General features: G+C 40.5%; 12 protein-coding genes and 1 pseudogene. 7 read left to right on the forward strand and 6 right to left on the reverse strand.

Annotation, left to right across the window (positions count from 1 at the left end):
- Positions 1–717 (forward strand): IS3 family transposase (locus ACFI6G_RS21795; protein ID WP_462710470.1); only part of this gene is annotated, 717 nt, incomplete at its 5' end.
- A gap of 182 nt (positions 718–899) precedes the next feature.
- Here the strand turns inward: ACFI6G_RS21795 and ACFI6G_RS21800 are convergent.
- The 3 genes from ACFI6G_RS21800 to ACFI6G_RS21810 are packed head-to-tail and all read right to left on the reverse strand — an operon-like array spanning position 900 to position 3698.
- A complete protein-coding gene (locus tag ACFI6G_RS21800) occupies positions 900–1883 on the reverse strand; it encodes an ornithine cyclodeaminase family protein (protein ID WP_046209689.1) in 984 nt (327 codons plus the stop codon).
- Positions 1884–3062, reverse strand: coding sequence for an aminotransferase class I/II-fold pyridoxal phosphate-dependent enzyme (locus ACFI6G_RS21805; RefSeq protein WP_046209690.1), 1179 nt, complete (start codon positions 3060–3062; stop codon positions 1884–1886).
- A 12-nt stretch (positions 3063–3074) separates the two neighbouring features.
- A complete protein-coding gene (locus tag ACFI6G_RS21810) occupies positions 3075–3698 on the reverse strand; it encodes a helix-turn-helix transcriptional regulator (protein ID WP_046209691.1) in 624 nt (207 codons plus the stop codon).
- Positions 3699–4381: 683 nt separating this feature from the next.
- On the opposite strand from ACFI6G_RS21810, the gene ACFI6G_RS21815 reads away from it, so the two are divergent.
- Entirely contained in the window at positions 4382–5017 is a 636-nt protein-coding gene (locus ACFI6G_RS21815) for a hypothetical protein (RefSeq protein ID WP_046209692.1), read from the forward strand.
- A gap of 140 nt (positions 5018–5157) precedes the next feature.
- Complete coding sequence (locus ACFI6G_RS21820) at positions 5158–5793, forward strand: hypothetical protein (RefSeq protein ID WP_046209693.1); 636 nt, start codon at positions 5158–5160, stop codon at positions 5791–5793.
- 426 nt (positions 5794–6219) lie between these two features.
- Here the strand turns inward: ACFI6G_RS21820 and ACFI6G_RS21825 are convergent, their stop codons facing one another.
- Complete coding sequence (locus ACFI6G_RS21825; protein ID WP_016798968.1) at positions 6220–6699, reverse strand: type II secretion system protein; 480 nt, start codon at positions 6697–6699, stop codon at positions 6220–6222.
- 306 nt (positions 6700–7005) lie between these two features.
- On the opposite strand from ACFI6G_RS21825, the gene ACFI6G_RS21830 reads away from it, so the two are divergent.
- The 3 genes from ACFI6G_RS21830 (at position 7006) to ACFI6G_RS21840 (ending at position 11150) form a co-directional block, all read left to right on the forward strand.
- Positions 7006–7527 (forward strand): tyrosine-type recombinase/integrase, encoded by a 522-nt coding sequence (locus ACFI6G_RS21830; protein WP_443083104.1) that lies wholly within the window; start codon positions 7006–7008, stop codon positions 7525–7527.
- A gap of 480 nt (positions 7528–8007) precedes the next feature.
- Positions 8008–9783, forward strand: a complete 1776-nt coding sequence (locus ACFI6G_RS21835; protein ID WP_046209694.1) for an ATP-binding protein — start codon at positions 8008–8010, stop codon at positions 9781–9783.
- 455 nt (positions 9784–10238) lie between these two features.
- Positions 10239–11150, forward strand: coding sequence for an alpha/beta fold hydrolase (locus ACFI6G_RS21840; RefSeq protein WP_046209699.1), 912 nt, complete (start codon positions 10239–10241; stop codon positions 11148–11150).
- Here the strand turns inward: ACFI6G_RS21840 and ACFI6G_RS21845 are convergent.
- Entirely contained in the window at positions 11128–12171 is a 1044-nt protein-coding gene (locus ACFI6G_RS21845) for an AraC family transcriptional regulator (protein WP_046209700.1), read from the reverse strand. The genes ACFI6G_RS21840 and ACFI6G_RS21845 overlap by 23 nt on opposite strands.
- A gap of 601 nt (positions 12172–12772) precedes the next feature.
- On the opposite strand from ACFI6G_RS21845, the gene ACFI6G_RS21850 reads away from it, so the two are divergent.
- Positions 12773–13009, forward strand: coding sequence for a hypothetical protein (locus ACFI6G_RS21850; RefSeq protein WP_156155704.1), 237 nt, complete (start codon positions 12773–12775; stop codon positions 13007–13009).
- 257 nt (positions 13010–13266) lie between these two features.
- Here ACFI6G_RS21850 and ACFI6G_RS21855 read toward each other — a convergent pair.
- A pseudogene (locus ACFI6G_RS21855) lies at positions 13267–14284 on the reverse strand (IS110 family RNA-guided transposase).
- Positions 14285–14446 lie beyond the last annotated feature (162 nt).

The following is a 14446-nucleotide window of genomic DNA, read 5'->3' on the forward strand; positions in this document are numbered from 1 at the left end:
ACCAAAGTAAAAGAAGCCTTTGACGTTAGCAAAGAGCGAGATGGTTCAAGACGTATTCAGAAAGAGCTGGCAGAGAGCGGTGATAACCATAATGTTAAGACCATTGCCGCCAGTATGAAACGTCAGGATTTAGTAGCGAAAGCAGCACGCAAGTTTAAGTGTACAACGGACAGTAAGCATAAAATGCCCGTTGCTCCAAACTTGCTCGCTCAAGATTTTAGCGCAACGGCTCCGAATCAAAAATGGGCAGGAGACATCACCTATGTTGCCACAAGCGAAGGCTGGCTGTACTTAGCTGTCATTATTGACCTTTATTCAAGGCAAGTTATTGGTTGGTCTATGGATACGAGAATGACGGCCTCACTGGCCTGTGATGCCTTATCGATGGCTTTATTCCGTCGAGGATTCCCTGAGCAGGTTATAACTCATAGCGATCGAGGTAGTCAGTACTGTTCTAAAGACTATCGAGACCTCATAAGTACTTATAATTTAAAACAAAGTATGAGTAGAAAAGGAAACTGTTGGGACAACGCATGTATTGAGAGCTTCTTCCATTCAATGAAAGTTGAAGCAATCCAATACGAGCCGATCATGACGAGAGAGCAGATGCGCCAAACTATCTTCGAGTACATAGAAGTTGATTATAATCGAACGAGAAGGCACAGTGCACTTGGGTACCTAAGCCCAATGAACTTTGAAAAGCAAAATGTCGCTTAGCTAAGTGTCCAGTCTGACTGGAGCAGATCAACCATCTCATTAAGTGAGTTTCGAACATATAGTAATAGATAACTAAATCTAATATGAAAAAGCCAATGGGAGTGCCATTGGCTTAAAGTCATAACTGATAATGGTCAGTTATCTGCTATGTAGAAGCTAGAATGATTGTTTATATGGAAACACTATTGCAAGCAATCTTTGCATTTCAATTTATCAACAACCAAACTGGCAATTGCTAGGTCTTGTGATCCGATACCAGTCAAATCAACAACAGTTATTTTGGCTGATGCAAAGTCTGCTTCTGGGTTCTTTCCTGCCAAAAGATGTGGAAGTGAAATATCAGAGTCCTCTTTTACCAATTTTTCCCGTACAGCTACGCCAAAGTCACCATGACGAAGACACTGCTGATGGTTATCAGTCACTATATAATCAGCGCCAGCCAAGATTTGAGGGTCAATTTCGTTCTTACCTGGGCTATCAGCCCCCACCGCTATAATATGTAGACTCTCTGGTAAGTCGTCTTTGGTAACAATTGGCTGAGTAGCTGGTGTTACGGTCACGAGGATCTGGCTCACCTGACATACTTCCTTGGCTGAATGCATAGCTACAGCAGTTACATCGAAGTCATGGTTTAACCTTTCACATAACTCAACACTCGAATCATAGGATCGTCCAGCTACAGCAATGCGCTTTAAGCCCATATGCTGGGTAATAAATGAAGCCTGCCAGTATGCCTGAGTTCCTGTTCCAATGATGCCAACACAAGCTTCTTTATCTACGGTTTTTAAAGATGCAGCCAATGCACCCGCTGCGGCAGTGCGCATCTGAGTTAGCCAACCGTCATCATTCAACATTGCTATAGGGTGACCAGTTTCAGATGACATAACCAAGCTAAGCCCACTATTTACTGGTAAGCTTTTCTCAGTATTCTTATAGAAACCAGACGCAATTTTAATAACATAGTAAGGGTGTTGACTCTTTTGAGCTGCCTTTACATGGCAATCCCCAAAGAAGCTACCATCGCTTTCGTTAAACAACATTTGCATTGGTTGTGGTTGGCTGACCAGCCCTTTAGAGAATGACATAAATGCATCTCGTACAGACTCAATTGCTTCTGGTAACGTGACTAAGGATTTAATTTCTTTCAGCGGGACAATGACCATCATTTACTTCCTAGCGTAATCAGCGTAATGCTTTTCAAAATGTTTGCGCATAGCGGCTAGACCATCTTTGAAAGTTTTAGCACGACCAAAACCAATTCTAAATCTATCCTTTGAAACATCGGTTAGTTCAGACATATAGATGGAAGATGGCAACAAAAGAACACCACTTTCTTCAACTAAAGATCGGCAGAATTCCTCGACACTTCCTGGCCCTGTGTAACGTGGAAAAGCGATACAACCACCTAAAGGACGTTGCCACTCTACAAGTCCAGAGAAGTCTTCGAACAGAGTTTCTAGCTCAAGGACATTTTCCAACATCATGGCACGATTACGAGATAGAATAGTATCTTTATTCTTGAGCGCAATCAGGGATAACACCTCCGACGGAGCAGAGTTACAGATAGACAAGTAATGTTTATAGCGCTCTACTCTTAATAGAACTTCTTTGTCCTTAGATACCATCCAACCAATTCGAAGGCCTGGTAGCCCGTATGCTTTGGACATAACATTTAGCGAAATACCTTTCTCGTATATGTCAGCTATTTGTGGCATTCGCACTTCTGGGTCTAGCTCGACACCTCGATAAACCTCATCAGACAGAATGTAGATCCCGTGTTCTCTACAGACCTGAATAAGATCATCCATCTCTTCTTTTCCCATTATGTATCCAGTTGGATTATGTGGGAAATTAAGACTAATCAGCTTAGTGTTTGGACGAATAGCTGCCTTTATATCTTCGATATCAAGATGCCATCCGCCTTTCTTGCTGGTGTTTGCACGAAGAGGAACGCCAGTAACATCACAAATGGTTAGTGGTATTGTTTCAGCACTCTGATAGTTTGGGGTTGGAACGATAACGTGATCTTTGCTTGTAAGCATACATTTAGCCAGTGCATATAAGCCTTCCCCTGCACCTGCAAGGCACAAAATCTCATCGGGGTTTATGGTCTGATACGTATTAGCAATCTCTTGTCTTAGTTCAGCTGATCCCCAAGTTGGGGTATATCCTAACCAAAGGTTTTCAAAAGCAGCACGATCTTCTTCAGTAGCCATCGAAAGTAGATCATTAACAGTCATACTTTCCAGATCTGAGGCAGTCATGTGGTGCTCAGCCGTAAATTCCCACTCTGAGAAGTAGACCTCTAGTTCAAAATCTCTCATTGGCTTTGGTTTAGTAATCATTGTGTGTACCTGTTAGTTATCTCTTGGCTGCTTTGCTGTTTTCAACAATTGATAAAAGCCAGCTCTTGATATACCTAAAGCTTCTGCTACATATTCAGCAGAGCCTCTAGATGAAAAAATGTCAGCAACAAAAAGGTTTCGTATTATTTCTATCCGATCCTCTTTTTTAGTTTGTGCCAGTCGAACGCCTCTTTTTTGTACAGTTTCAGCAATGATTAAATTTGCATTCTCACGCCAATCACTGATCACTAATACACTCTGTTTTTGTGCATCCACAGAGATCAGTTTTTGCAAGTGATTGAGAGAAAGCTCTAGTCCATCTAATTGCATATTGATGCACAAGAGACCTACTGGTGAGCCGTTTTTATCAGTCAACAATGAAGAAACTGACTTCAACTTCGAGCCATCAGGATTCAACTTCCTGTAAGGCCCAATAACGTTATTGTTGTCTAGTTCTTTTTCGTAGTTTTCCGTTTCTAGTTGTGAGTCGTCTCCTACCTTTCGGGGGGTAAAAGCATTCTCAATATGGAAAACCGTATTTGTCTTCAGATCATGAATTACGACTTCAACTAGGCCAGGCAACAGGACACTAAGCGCTTTAGCTATTGGAATATATTGTTCTAGAATACCAGTCATTTATACATTTTTTCCAAAAATAGATAATTTATCTTACTTAGTTTTTCCTGCTTTTACAAATCTAGTTGATTTTTATTAGCATCGAATAAATCAAACCTGTCAATTTTAAGTCCGAGAACTAAACCAGCGAGAGCTGGGAAATATTTTGTCCACTTGCTATCTGAATGGTATTAAGTCTCTAATAAAAAATGACTTTTACATTCGAAATTGAGAAGTTCATCCTGAAAGCTAAATTACAGTTAAGTGCTTTAAAAGATTGGGCTAGACAGTTCGCTATGAACGAATGCTAAGTAAGCTCTATATGATTCAGAAAGGAGGAATGGGGTGGCGCTTGTTATTATTACTTTTTCTAACTGATTTGCGTAAAGTTAGGCTGATTACTCTAAATTGTTTATGTCCAAAGACGTGCTGACGCCGATCACGGCAAACACGTCTTTGCCCCAAAGTTGCTTAGATTAAATACTCTACACAATTCAGAGGGCGTGCATTTACCCTATTAAAACTTATTCGATTGAGTTGATAATTCATCATCCCCATTACTAGGCGACACATTGCTGTCTAACTTCCCTTTATGTGGCATAACGTATTGATTGTTATTTGAGTTAATATAAAAATGAATGCATCATCGAAAGATGAAAGACGACAATTTGTCGTCTAATAAGCGTTAGACGAATGAGGAAATTATGACACTTATAGCAAGTTTACTTGTAGCTGCTTTGAGTGCACTGTTTGGTGTGGCTGCCACCATATTTGCGACTACGAAAATCGAGAGTAAGAAGCAAGAATTTTCGAGAGAACAGTCTATAAAAGGACTTTATGGCGAGCTTGAAGATTTGGCTCAAGAGTCAGAAAAACTTGTGAGAACATTACATGCTCTTTATTGCAAATTTTGGCTTGTTGATAATGAAAATGCGGACCTCGTAAAGCTGTCACCCTACAAATTCCCAAGTCAAATTCGTAGTGAGTTTTTAAAAGAATACTCTATGCTATGTATGCACGAGCAACCATCAGAAGTAAGACGTGCTTTGAAGGTTGTTTTATATCTGTGTGACGAAGTTAATCAGGAAATACAACCTATTTTGACGTTAGGGAAGTCAAAAGAAATAGTAAATTTAGACGCTGCTAAAATTAAAATAGCTTTGTCTACAGCAAGCTCGATCTATTATCTGTCATTAAAGCTAACTAATGAAAGGTCTAGGTATCGCCGAGCTGACATAACACCTAGTGAACTACAACAGAAAGTCAGTGAATCATTAGATCTATTGTACCTATCCAAGACAAATCGAACTAAAGAAAAAGTAGAGGCAGTGATACAGTAAAATTCGTCAAACTGTTTAAGAGTGATTCTCAACGCGTAGCATTTTTACTGTGCGTTGAATTTAATGATTAAGGTGGTAAGCAACGGCTTTGTTATTGCCTTGCTCCCCCCTTAACAGTGCGTCATAAGGCTCAGGAAACTATGAAGATTGATAATGAAGAAAAAGAGCGTAGAGCTCGAATTGTCGTTGATGATTGCGCAGGCATCCAGTTTCCTCAAGAAGCGTTTTATATTCACTCAATCTCCTACTCAGCGGGGCGGTGTATTGAAGTCTTCGAACGTTACGCAAACTTTAAGAACGAAGATATATCACCTAGTTACTTGGTGGCTTTAGTACAGGAAGCTGTAGGTCATGCGGCCGCACTATCTAGATATTTCTGGCCAACTCCAAATAAAAAGAAAGCAATAGCAAATCAAATGGAATTACGTAGTGCGAGAGCAAGTAAATTGAGGTTTGCATTCGAACAAACAGAGCATTCGCCGCTCTACAATCGAGATCTAAGAAATGCTTGGGAGCATTTTGATGAACGCTTAGATGAGTATCTTTTAAGTCACATGGCAGGTACGTTTTACCCAACAGCAATCATCGGTAGTCACGAAGAAGCTGACGCACCGACAAAACACATCTTTAAGCTTCTGGATACAGAGAACGAGTGCCTTGTTCTCATGAATGAAAAATATTTCTATTTGCCAATTTATCAAGAGGTAAAAAAGGTGTTTGATTTGGCAATGCAATTCGATAATGAAGGGGCAAGATTACCAAGGCCAGCCTTATAAAAAGTTATTCATGAATCACTAATGTTAGAATTTCTGAAACTCACTTTTGTCCAGAAGTGTTACGAAGGTCTAATACGCTGTGTGATCAACAAGTATTTCTGTCGAACCGTAATGACCAGTTACTCAACTACCAATCCAGATAACTGATGTTTCTGATCAGACTTTATTGTCCTCCGATATGAAGTTAAAGTGGATTTAATCGGTGCATATTTGGAAGAAAATCAACGAGTGCCATATTTTCAATATGGGTAGTAAAATGAAGGGGCCAACTCTACTTACTGGTTTAATGGTTATGTGTAGCTTTGGGGTGATTCTTTTTGGAAGGCTTTATAAGCTGTGACACATAAAGCGCCCCCCGCACGGTAAGTATTGCACTCGTTAGTGACGAACCCATACGCGTATTAGCAAAGCAGAACGTTTGCAGACCTATAATTCCTTACAACTTGTACCTGAGATAGTAATCGTAGGCCTTTCCCCTTTATTTGCTTCCTTGTATATGAGTTTACATATAGTAGCGTTAGATTTTATCTCATCAACGCTCATGCCATTGGTTTGATTGAAAAAAGTAAAAATCACAGGGTTTGAGCTAGAAAGCATCCAGTCGGAATTTTCATCAATATTAATAACCCGCTTTAAGTTTCTTTGAGTATCTTTTGGATATCCCCAATGGACTTCTACGCCAGAAGCAAGCTCTGCTTCTTCTTCACTTTCCAGCTGCTCAATAGCGGCTTTTCCATAAGTAATATCATTCGCCGTTTCTAAATTAGACTCTAACCCTTGCATAGCAGAAAAACGGGAATCATTCTGAATGTTTAGAAACCGAGGAGCAGCTGTTACGGCAAGAATGCCGATAACAACGATGACCGCAACTAACTCAATCAATGTGAAGCCGATTAGTTTTTTCACAATGCATCACCCTGAATGGTTTATAAACAAACACTTTATCACAAATTCTTCCCGCAACTAGTATTGATGGGATACGTATGTTCAATATATGTAACAGCGAAAATTTACCCTCCAAGTGACTTCAGAAAATGTAGCAGTAAACACTTGTTACCAGGTTACCTGCTTCAGCCAGACAGAATACAAAGCTAAGTAACTTCCCATAACTGTAGCTATCCATGATTTGCTAATTCATCAAATCTACTGGCTCATTTTTGTCCAAAATCCTTCCAACTACAATCGTGATGACCAATCAAAAAGGAGGTCATCATGGTGGTTTTCAACAAAACGAAGCGTAGTGGCGTCAAAAAACCTTTTCGGCTTGAGGAAATTTGGCGGATCAGAACCAGATTAGAAATTGAAAATAATTTGATGCAACTTGCGTTGCTCAACTTAGCAATTGATAGCAAGCTTAGAGCGAGTGACTTACTCGCTCTCAGAATTTGCGATGTATCTTCGCAAGATAGGATATTTAGTCGCGTTAAGCATATCCAACGAAAAACAGACATTGAAGTTCAATTTGAGATAACGTCAAGAACTCAACAAAGCTTAATGAAATGGATTTTGATTGCTTCACTAAGCAGCCGAGATTTTCTTTTTCCAAGCCAAAGACGTGAGCATAAAGCTATAAGCTATTCGTACTATCGCTCTCTAGTTAGGAAATGGGCGTCAAACCTTGGATTAGATCCGAACCTGTATGGCACTCATTCGATGAGACGAACGAAAGCGACACTGGTCTATGCAAAAACTAAAAATATTCGAGCGCTACTTTCAGAAGGCACTGATTGTTAGTCGAAATGAACCCTATTTAATAGGGTTCACATTGTCATCGACAAAGTTATGCCCCTTTATCAGTTTCAGCCAGAACATTCGCTTTCGTAGACAACTGGAGTTTTAGCAAATATATTTAATGTGGCGGCAACAGGACCCATGCAATAAATTTAATTTTTTATGCAAGCAAGCAAGGTCGCTTCGGGACAAAAGCGCCTTACTCCAACAACTTTAAGCGTTTCATACCCCTACCATTTTCTTTCCGTTGACTTTAGTCACAAAAATTGAGTGGCTACTGAAGCTATGCTCTTCTAAACTTTATGCATATGGAAAAAGAGAGGTGCCTGAAGGTGAATAAGACAAGCGTATTTGTATGGATAGCATTAATTGTTTGGCTATTTATGGTTGCTTGCTTTTTTGATTATATTGAAAAAGAAAGCTCTATACCTGTTATCCATGAATTCCATCTGGAGGACTCAAGTGAATAATGAACATTCACCAATGCTCAACGTTATGGAAACTTTAATTGCGCTAGCATTGGGCATAACTCTCAGTTTATTCTTTTCATTTAAAACTCAAAACTCTCTTCTAGAGGCTATTGAAAGCTCACACGTTGCCCATTCAGCAAGCCTTGTCCATATGAGAAACTATGTTCATTTAACTCAGCCAGAAGATGTTGACTACAAGATAAATAAACTACTTTCTGAAGTACAAGAGCTAACTTACGAGTTAAACACTTTAAAGGAAGCCAGCAATGACGTTAACGTTAGATTTCCTCAAATGCTTTGGTTAGGCAACTCACTTCCTTCTATAGTTGATGAGTACGTAAAAACTGCTGATAGACAATTGGCATTACTTGAGAAAATACTTAAAGCAAAACAACAAACCGTATCAGAATCTTTATTAAACGAATTAGAGAAACAAGTTTTTTCAGAAGAGATGGATGAAGCAGCGGAACATGTTCACGCACGTTTGATGGACAACATATTCTTAACCAGCGAAGCAACCGTTTATACCTTGATACTATTGATTATTTTAGTCTTCTCTGTCGTGTTCCTTTACCTTAACCACTACATTATAGAATTGAAAAAAACCAAGTTAGCATTACAGGGGGCTGTAAATAAGGCAGAGGAAGCCAACTTAGCTAAGTCCATGTTTTTAGCAACAATGAGTCATGAGATAAGAACCCCAATGAATGGTGTTATAGGAATGACGCAGTTACTCATATCTGACAATAAAGATTCAACTATTCAGACACACTTAGATACGCTTTTAGAGTCAGGTGAACACCTAATGGTAGTCATAAACGAAATTCTTGATTTTTCAAATCTAGAACAAGGAAATCTAGTTTTTGTTAAGGAAGAATTCGAACTAAACAAGCTATTGATACCAATAAAAAACTCTTTTTATCCGCAGTCTTTTGACAAAAATCTTCAGCTTATATTCGATACCAGTAGTTTACCTGAAGATCTTGTTTTAGTCGGAGATAAAGCTCGTATACGTCAAATTATTTACAACTTGGTAGGGAATGCCATTAAGTTTACCTCTGATGGACAGGTTAAGGTTGTCTTAAAATATAACAATGAAAAAAGTGAGCTTTTTATTCAAGTGTCTGATACTGGAATTGGTATACCATCACATCGTTTAAACGGTATTTTTAATGCGTTCGAACAAGCAGATGTTAGAACGATGCACGAATTTGGAGGTACAGGGTTAGGGTTATCCATAGTAAAAAAATTATGTTTATCAATGGGTGGGGATATTACAGTCACAAGTGAGTTAGGTTCAGGAAGTTGCTTTGCAGCAAAAGTTATAAGCCCAAGAGGAACCACCTTCCAAGATAAAAGAAAGCTCTCAAACGAAGAAGACTTTTCCGGTAAGTCAGTTCTTATCGTTGAGGATAATCGGATTAATCAACTTGTTGCTAAACGCTTGTGTGAAAAGCTAGGGCTTACTACTTCTATTGTATCTAACGGTGTAGAAGCTGTTGAAAAGGTGCGCCAATGTTCTTTTGACGTAATCTTGATGGATCATCAAATGCCACAAATGGGAGGCATAGAAGCGACAAGATTGATACGAAATGAGCATGATTTTCAAGGTGCTATTCTTGGTTGTACCGCTGATGTTACCAAAGAAACAGCGATAGCGTTCGTTGATGCTGGTGCCAATGGAGTAATAACAAAGCCCTTACAATTAAACTCTTTGGGGGAGTCAATAGCACACAGCGTAACGTTGGTTTGTAATGTAAATCATGCCCATAATATGGTGTTGGAGTAGAAGCTAGTTCATTTGATACGCAAGCTAGTGTTAAGTCGTCTGGAAGCGAGACCCGCTTCGGGACAAGAGCGCCTTAGTGCTACGACTCTAAAACGTTTATGCCCCATTATTTGGTAGGCCTTTCACTCATTCATATCCTGCTCACAGACTTTTTCCATACTAAATCTAATACGATGAAATAGGGTAGGATCATGCTCAATTTTAAGTGTGAACAGGCAAAACATTATCAGATGCTTCAAAGGTCAGCTAACTAGACGAGAACAGACCAAGCCGGCATGGCTTGGTCTGTGTGCTAAATCACTCTTTCCTTTCACCTCCTTCGTTCTTGTTCCCTCACTAAAGTCAAATAAGCCCTAAAAACACTATATTGCAACCTTAAGACCTATTTCTCACCACCATAGCCTCTACACTCAAGTTTCTAGAATGGAAAACGCAGTAAATAGGGAGAGGAAAGTATGAATTGGAATGTGGCACCAATAATGGCTTTGGTCATTTTGCTACAAGGGTGTGGCGCACAAAATATCTCACAAGCTATTGAACAGAAATACACAAATCACGCTTCTAAATTTGCCACTATTGAAGGTAAACGTGTGCATTACCGAGATGAAGGACAGGGTGAGGTGGTGATTTTATTGCATGGCACTTCGTCGTCACTTCACGCGTGGGAGCAATGGACGCAAATCCTCAAACAAGACTACCGCGTCGTACGTATGGACTTGCCGGGTTTTGGCTTGACTGGGCATCAGCCTCAAAACCAGTACGAAATCGCTGACGATATTGCCTTTTTGAACGCATTTACGAGAGAGCTCGACATCGAACAGGCACATTTTGTAGGTAGCTCTTTAGGAGGACGCATAGTGTGGGAGTACGGTTTGCAACATCCAGAGCAGGTTATAACCCTTACGTTGATAAATGCGTTAGGTTATCCGCAAGAATCGTGGCCGCCAGGCATTGAGATGGCCCAGTGGCCCGTCATCGATAAAATAATGGAACATGTCACTCCAAGGTTTATATTCGAAGATGGGCTTAAAGAAGTTTACTTCGACCCGCAACTTGTGGGTGCGGTGTTGATTGATCGTTACTACGAACTGACTACCTACCAACAAAACCGACAGGGATTCACACGTCGCGTCAAGGCATCGCTGGATGAGGACTCGGAAAAGATAACACAAATTGCTAAGCCGACGCTTATTCTTTGGGGGAAGGAAGACCGTTATTTTCCAGCTGAAAATGCGAGAAGATTTGAGCGTGATATTCGGGGCTCTTATGCTGTTGTGTATGACGATGTTGGACACTTACCGATGGAAGAGGTCCCTGAGCGATCAGCAGAGGCATTTAAACAGTTTATCTCGAGAGGTAAGCCTTAGGAGTAACCTGGTGCCAGCGCTTGAACGCTTTGTAGAAGCTGCTGGTATCTTTAAAACCAAGACGATAGCTCAACTCGGTAAGGCTTGGAGGCGGGGTTTGAGTTAGCCAACGGACTGCTAGCTGTTTTCTAGTATCATCAAGAAGACTCTGGAAGGAGGTATGCTCTTTTACCAGTTTGCGGTAGAGCGTTTGTCGGCTGAAGTGTAATTGCTGCGCAACTTTGTCTACGCTGAGCAGTTCTCCATTTTCTAGTGCGTTTGCTACTATGGTCCTGACTTGCTGCTGGAGAGGTTGGGTTTTCGTTAGTGTCTCAAGATGACTTTGTGCGGTTTTTGCCATCATCGTTTTCAGATACTCACTACTTGTCGCAATGGGAAGGTTGAGCCATTTCGACTCAAATATCAACTGGTGATAAGCACTGTTAAATTCAATGATTTCTCCAAAGGCGGGTTGATATTTATCCACATAGTGCGGAGTTAAATACCCAAACTTAGCTTTGGTTAGTGGGAAAGGCTGGGCACTCAGCATTCTTGCCCATGCCACCATCGCACTCATGCTGCGTTCAATGGCGGCTCTAGGGTAATCATGGCGTGATTCAATGGAGAGGGTTAAGCGGCACTGCTGTCCATCGTCATCCACTTGCCAACACTCCGAAGCATTCATCAGAAAAATATTACTTTGGAAGGTGTTAAATGCATCTCTTAACGTCGCGCATTGGCTTACCCAACTTGCGAGTACACCTTTTGATTTAGGAGATATAGTTTGCCCAATGATGAGTCCAATTTCGGGCGATGGATGGTGCTGTTCGAGTAGTGACCATAAGGCAACCATTTGGCTTTCTGGAAGTCGAGCCGACAACGTTAGCTTAGCGCTGTTTTGAATAGCCTTCAGCATTATACCATCAAAGTGATTAGATGCTTCTACCTGTTCACGCAAAGCGGCAGGCAACAGTGAATAGGCATTTACTAATTCAATGACAGAGGCGAATGAAACGGATTTATCGATAGAGTTATCTGCCATGAGTGTTACCAAAATTTTAAGTCATAGCTAACTAATATCGCAATATTCCTCGTCTATCAATCTAGAGTGCTTCTAAAAAATGGTAAGTTCACAATATGTTAGCTGATTGAGATTATAAAGTAATCTCTCAAAAATCGGACTATGTCCTCTATTCAATTAGGGTTAGGGACTGCGTTTGTCTGGGGGGACCAACGAATAAGGGTTAAGCGTTGCGTAGCTAACGTTAAATCCCAAGTGTTGAACAAGCCCGAGCCTCTATTTAAGTAAATTGTGCGATCTGCTCTAGAACGGTCGCAGCCTTGATGATTTTCTCAAAGCGAGGGCGGACTTCGAAAGGCAGAGGTTTCTACATGTAATCTGGTACGACCGACACGTCAGTTTTGCTATTTGCCATACCTTTAGTTATTCATGATACGCTAATGTTCAATTTCCCGAAAATGATTTTTGTCCAGAACCTTGCTGATGGAGGCTCTGGCACGTTTTTGCCCCATTCAAAGTTAGCCCACTTATCAGTCACTTTTTATTACTGAGGGCATTGACCTACTTTTTCTAATCAGTGTAGTGTCTAGTCGATTGAGTCTCTTTAAGTAGGATTATTATTTTGAACACGGAACCAACGGTGAACACTGATGAATTTCTCAAGAACCTTTCGACAGAATTGAAGTCCCTCCCGACACAAGACCTAGAACTATGCGACCTATCGAATGAGATAGGGCTTATCGTTGCAAAGTTGGCTGGCACAGAACAGGCTCTCGAAAATGAATTTAATAGTGGAATCGCACATGGATTTGATTTAGTGCGACGTAAGGTAAAGAAAGCACGTTCAATACCCAGCTAGCTAATTTGGGTGGCTCAGATCTACCCCAATATATGGTACGTCCCGTTATTGCATGTAGAGTTAAAAACAACGAGCTGATTTGCGCTAATATATTCAGAGTCTATTAGAGACTGCCATTAGTCTCAGCTCTATGATGAGGTGTGCGCCAGACTGTCCTCACAAAGCGAAAAGCATTTTAAGTTGCTGTTTGGGGCAACAGGTCTTCAGTCTGGTGGTCTAACCGTTGTGTCATCTTTTTCTCTCATTGCAAATTCTGATTATGTTCTTATTTCAAAGGACTTTTTACTGACTAAGACTGCCCATGCTATACGGGCTATTTTGTTGGCTAGTGCTACCACTGCCACGTTAAAAGGTTTTCGTTTCTTAAGCTCTACAAGCCACGAGCCAAAGTATTTTTCAACCGATTTGTCTCTCCATAAAATGGACCTCGCAGCATGGATGAATAGCGTCCTTAGTTCTTTATTTCCTCGTTTCGATATTCCAAGTAGCGTTGATTTACCACCAGTTGAGTATTGAATGGGGACTAGTCCGATCCATGCCGCCAAAATTTCTCCCGTTTTTGAAGTCATTGGGGTTACCAACTGATGATAAACAAGCACTAGCGATGACTGGGCCAATACCTGGAACACTTTGCAGTTGTTTCATCTGCTCGTTATCTGCAAGGATTCTCTCGACCTTATCTGCTTGTGAATCTATGCGTTCATTAAGGTTTTGATAGTGTTCATGTAACTCACTTAATTCAAAAATGATTAGAGGAGGAAGGTTTTGATTCTTATCCACTAGCCACTGAAATAAACCTTTCATACTAGCGTGGCCTTTTGGCAAACTGATCCCAAACTCAAGAAGGATTGAGCCAATTCGGTTCATACAGGCGGTGCGCTCTCTAATATACCCGCTACGAATTTTTCGAATCGTTGAGATAACCTGAGCTGACTCAGTCTTTGCTGAAGAGAACCTCATTGTTGGCCGTGAAGCTGCTTCTGCAATAGCGTCTGCATCGATAAAATCATTTTTGTTGGTTTTAACGTAAGGTTTTACATATTGAGGTGGAATTAGCTTGGCTGTATGACCAAATTCAGTACACTTTCGAGCAAGCCAATGAGACCCGCCGCATGACTCCATGGCTATAATGACAGGCTCATGACACGATAAGAACTCTAGTAATTTTTGGCGAGTAAGCTTTTTCTTAAATAACTGATTCCCAGCATGGTCATGACCAACTAAATGAAAAGAGTTCTTACCTAAATCGATTCCGATAATGTGTGAGTTATTCATTTGGTACTTTCCTTTTAAGACTAAACCATTTCAAGTTTAGCTGTAGGGAGGGACGTACCATCTCATTAAGCTTGTATCAACTGACCTACGAATCAATTCACTAAACCATAATTTGACTTATTTTTCATAATATCAAGTGTATGACTGATGTTGACAATCTAA

Source organism: Vibrio sp. PSi01 (assembly GCF_054960695.1).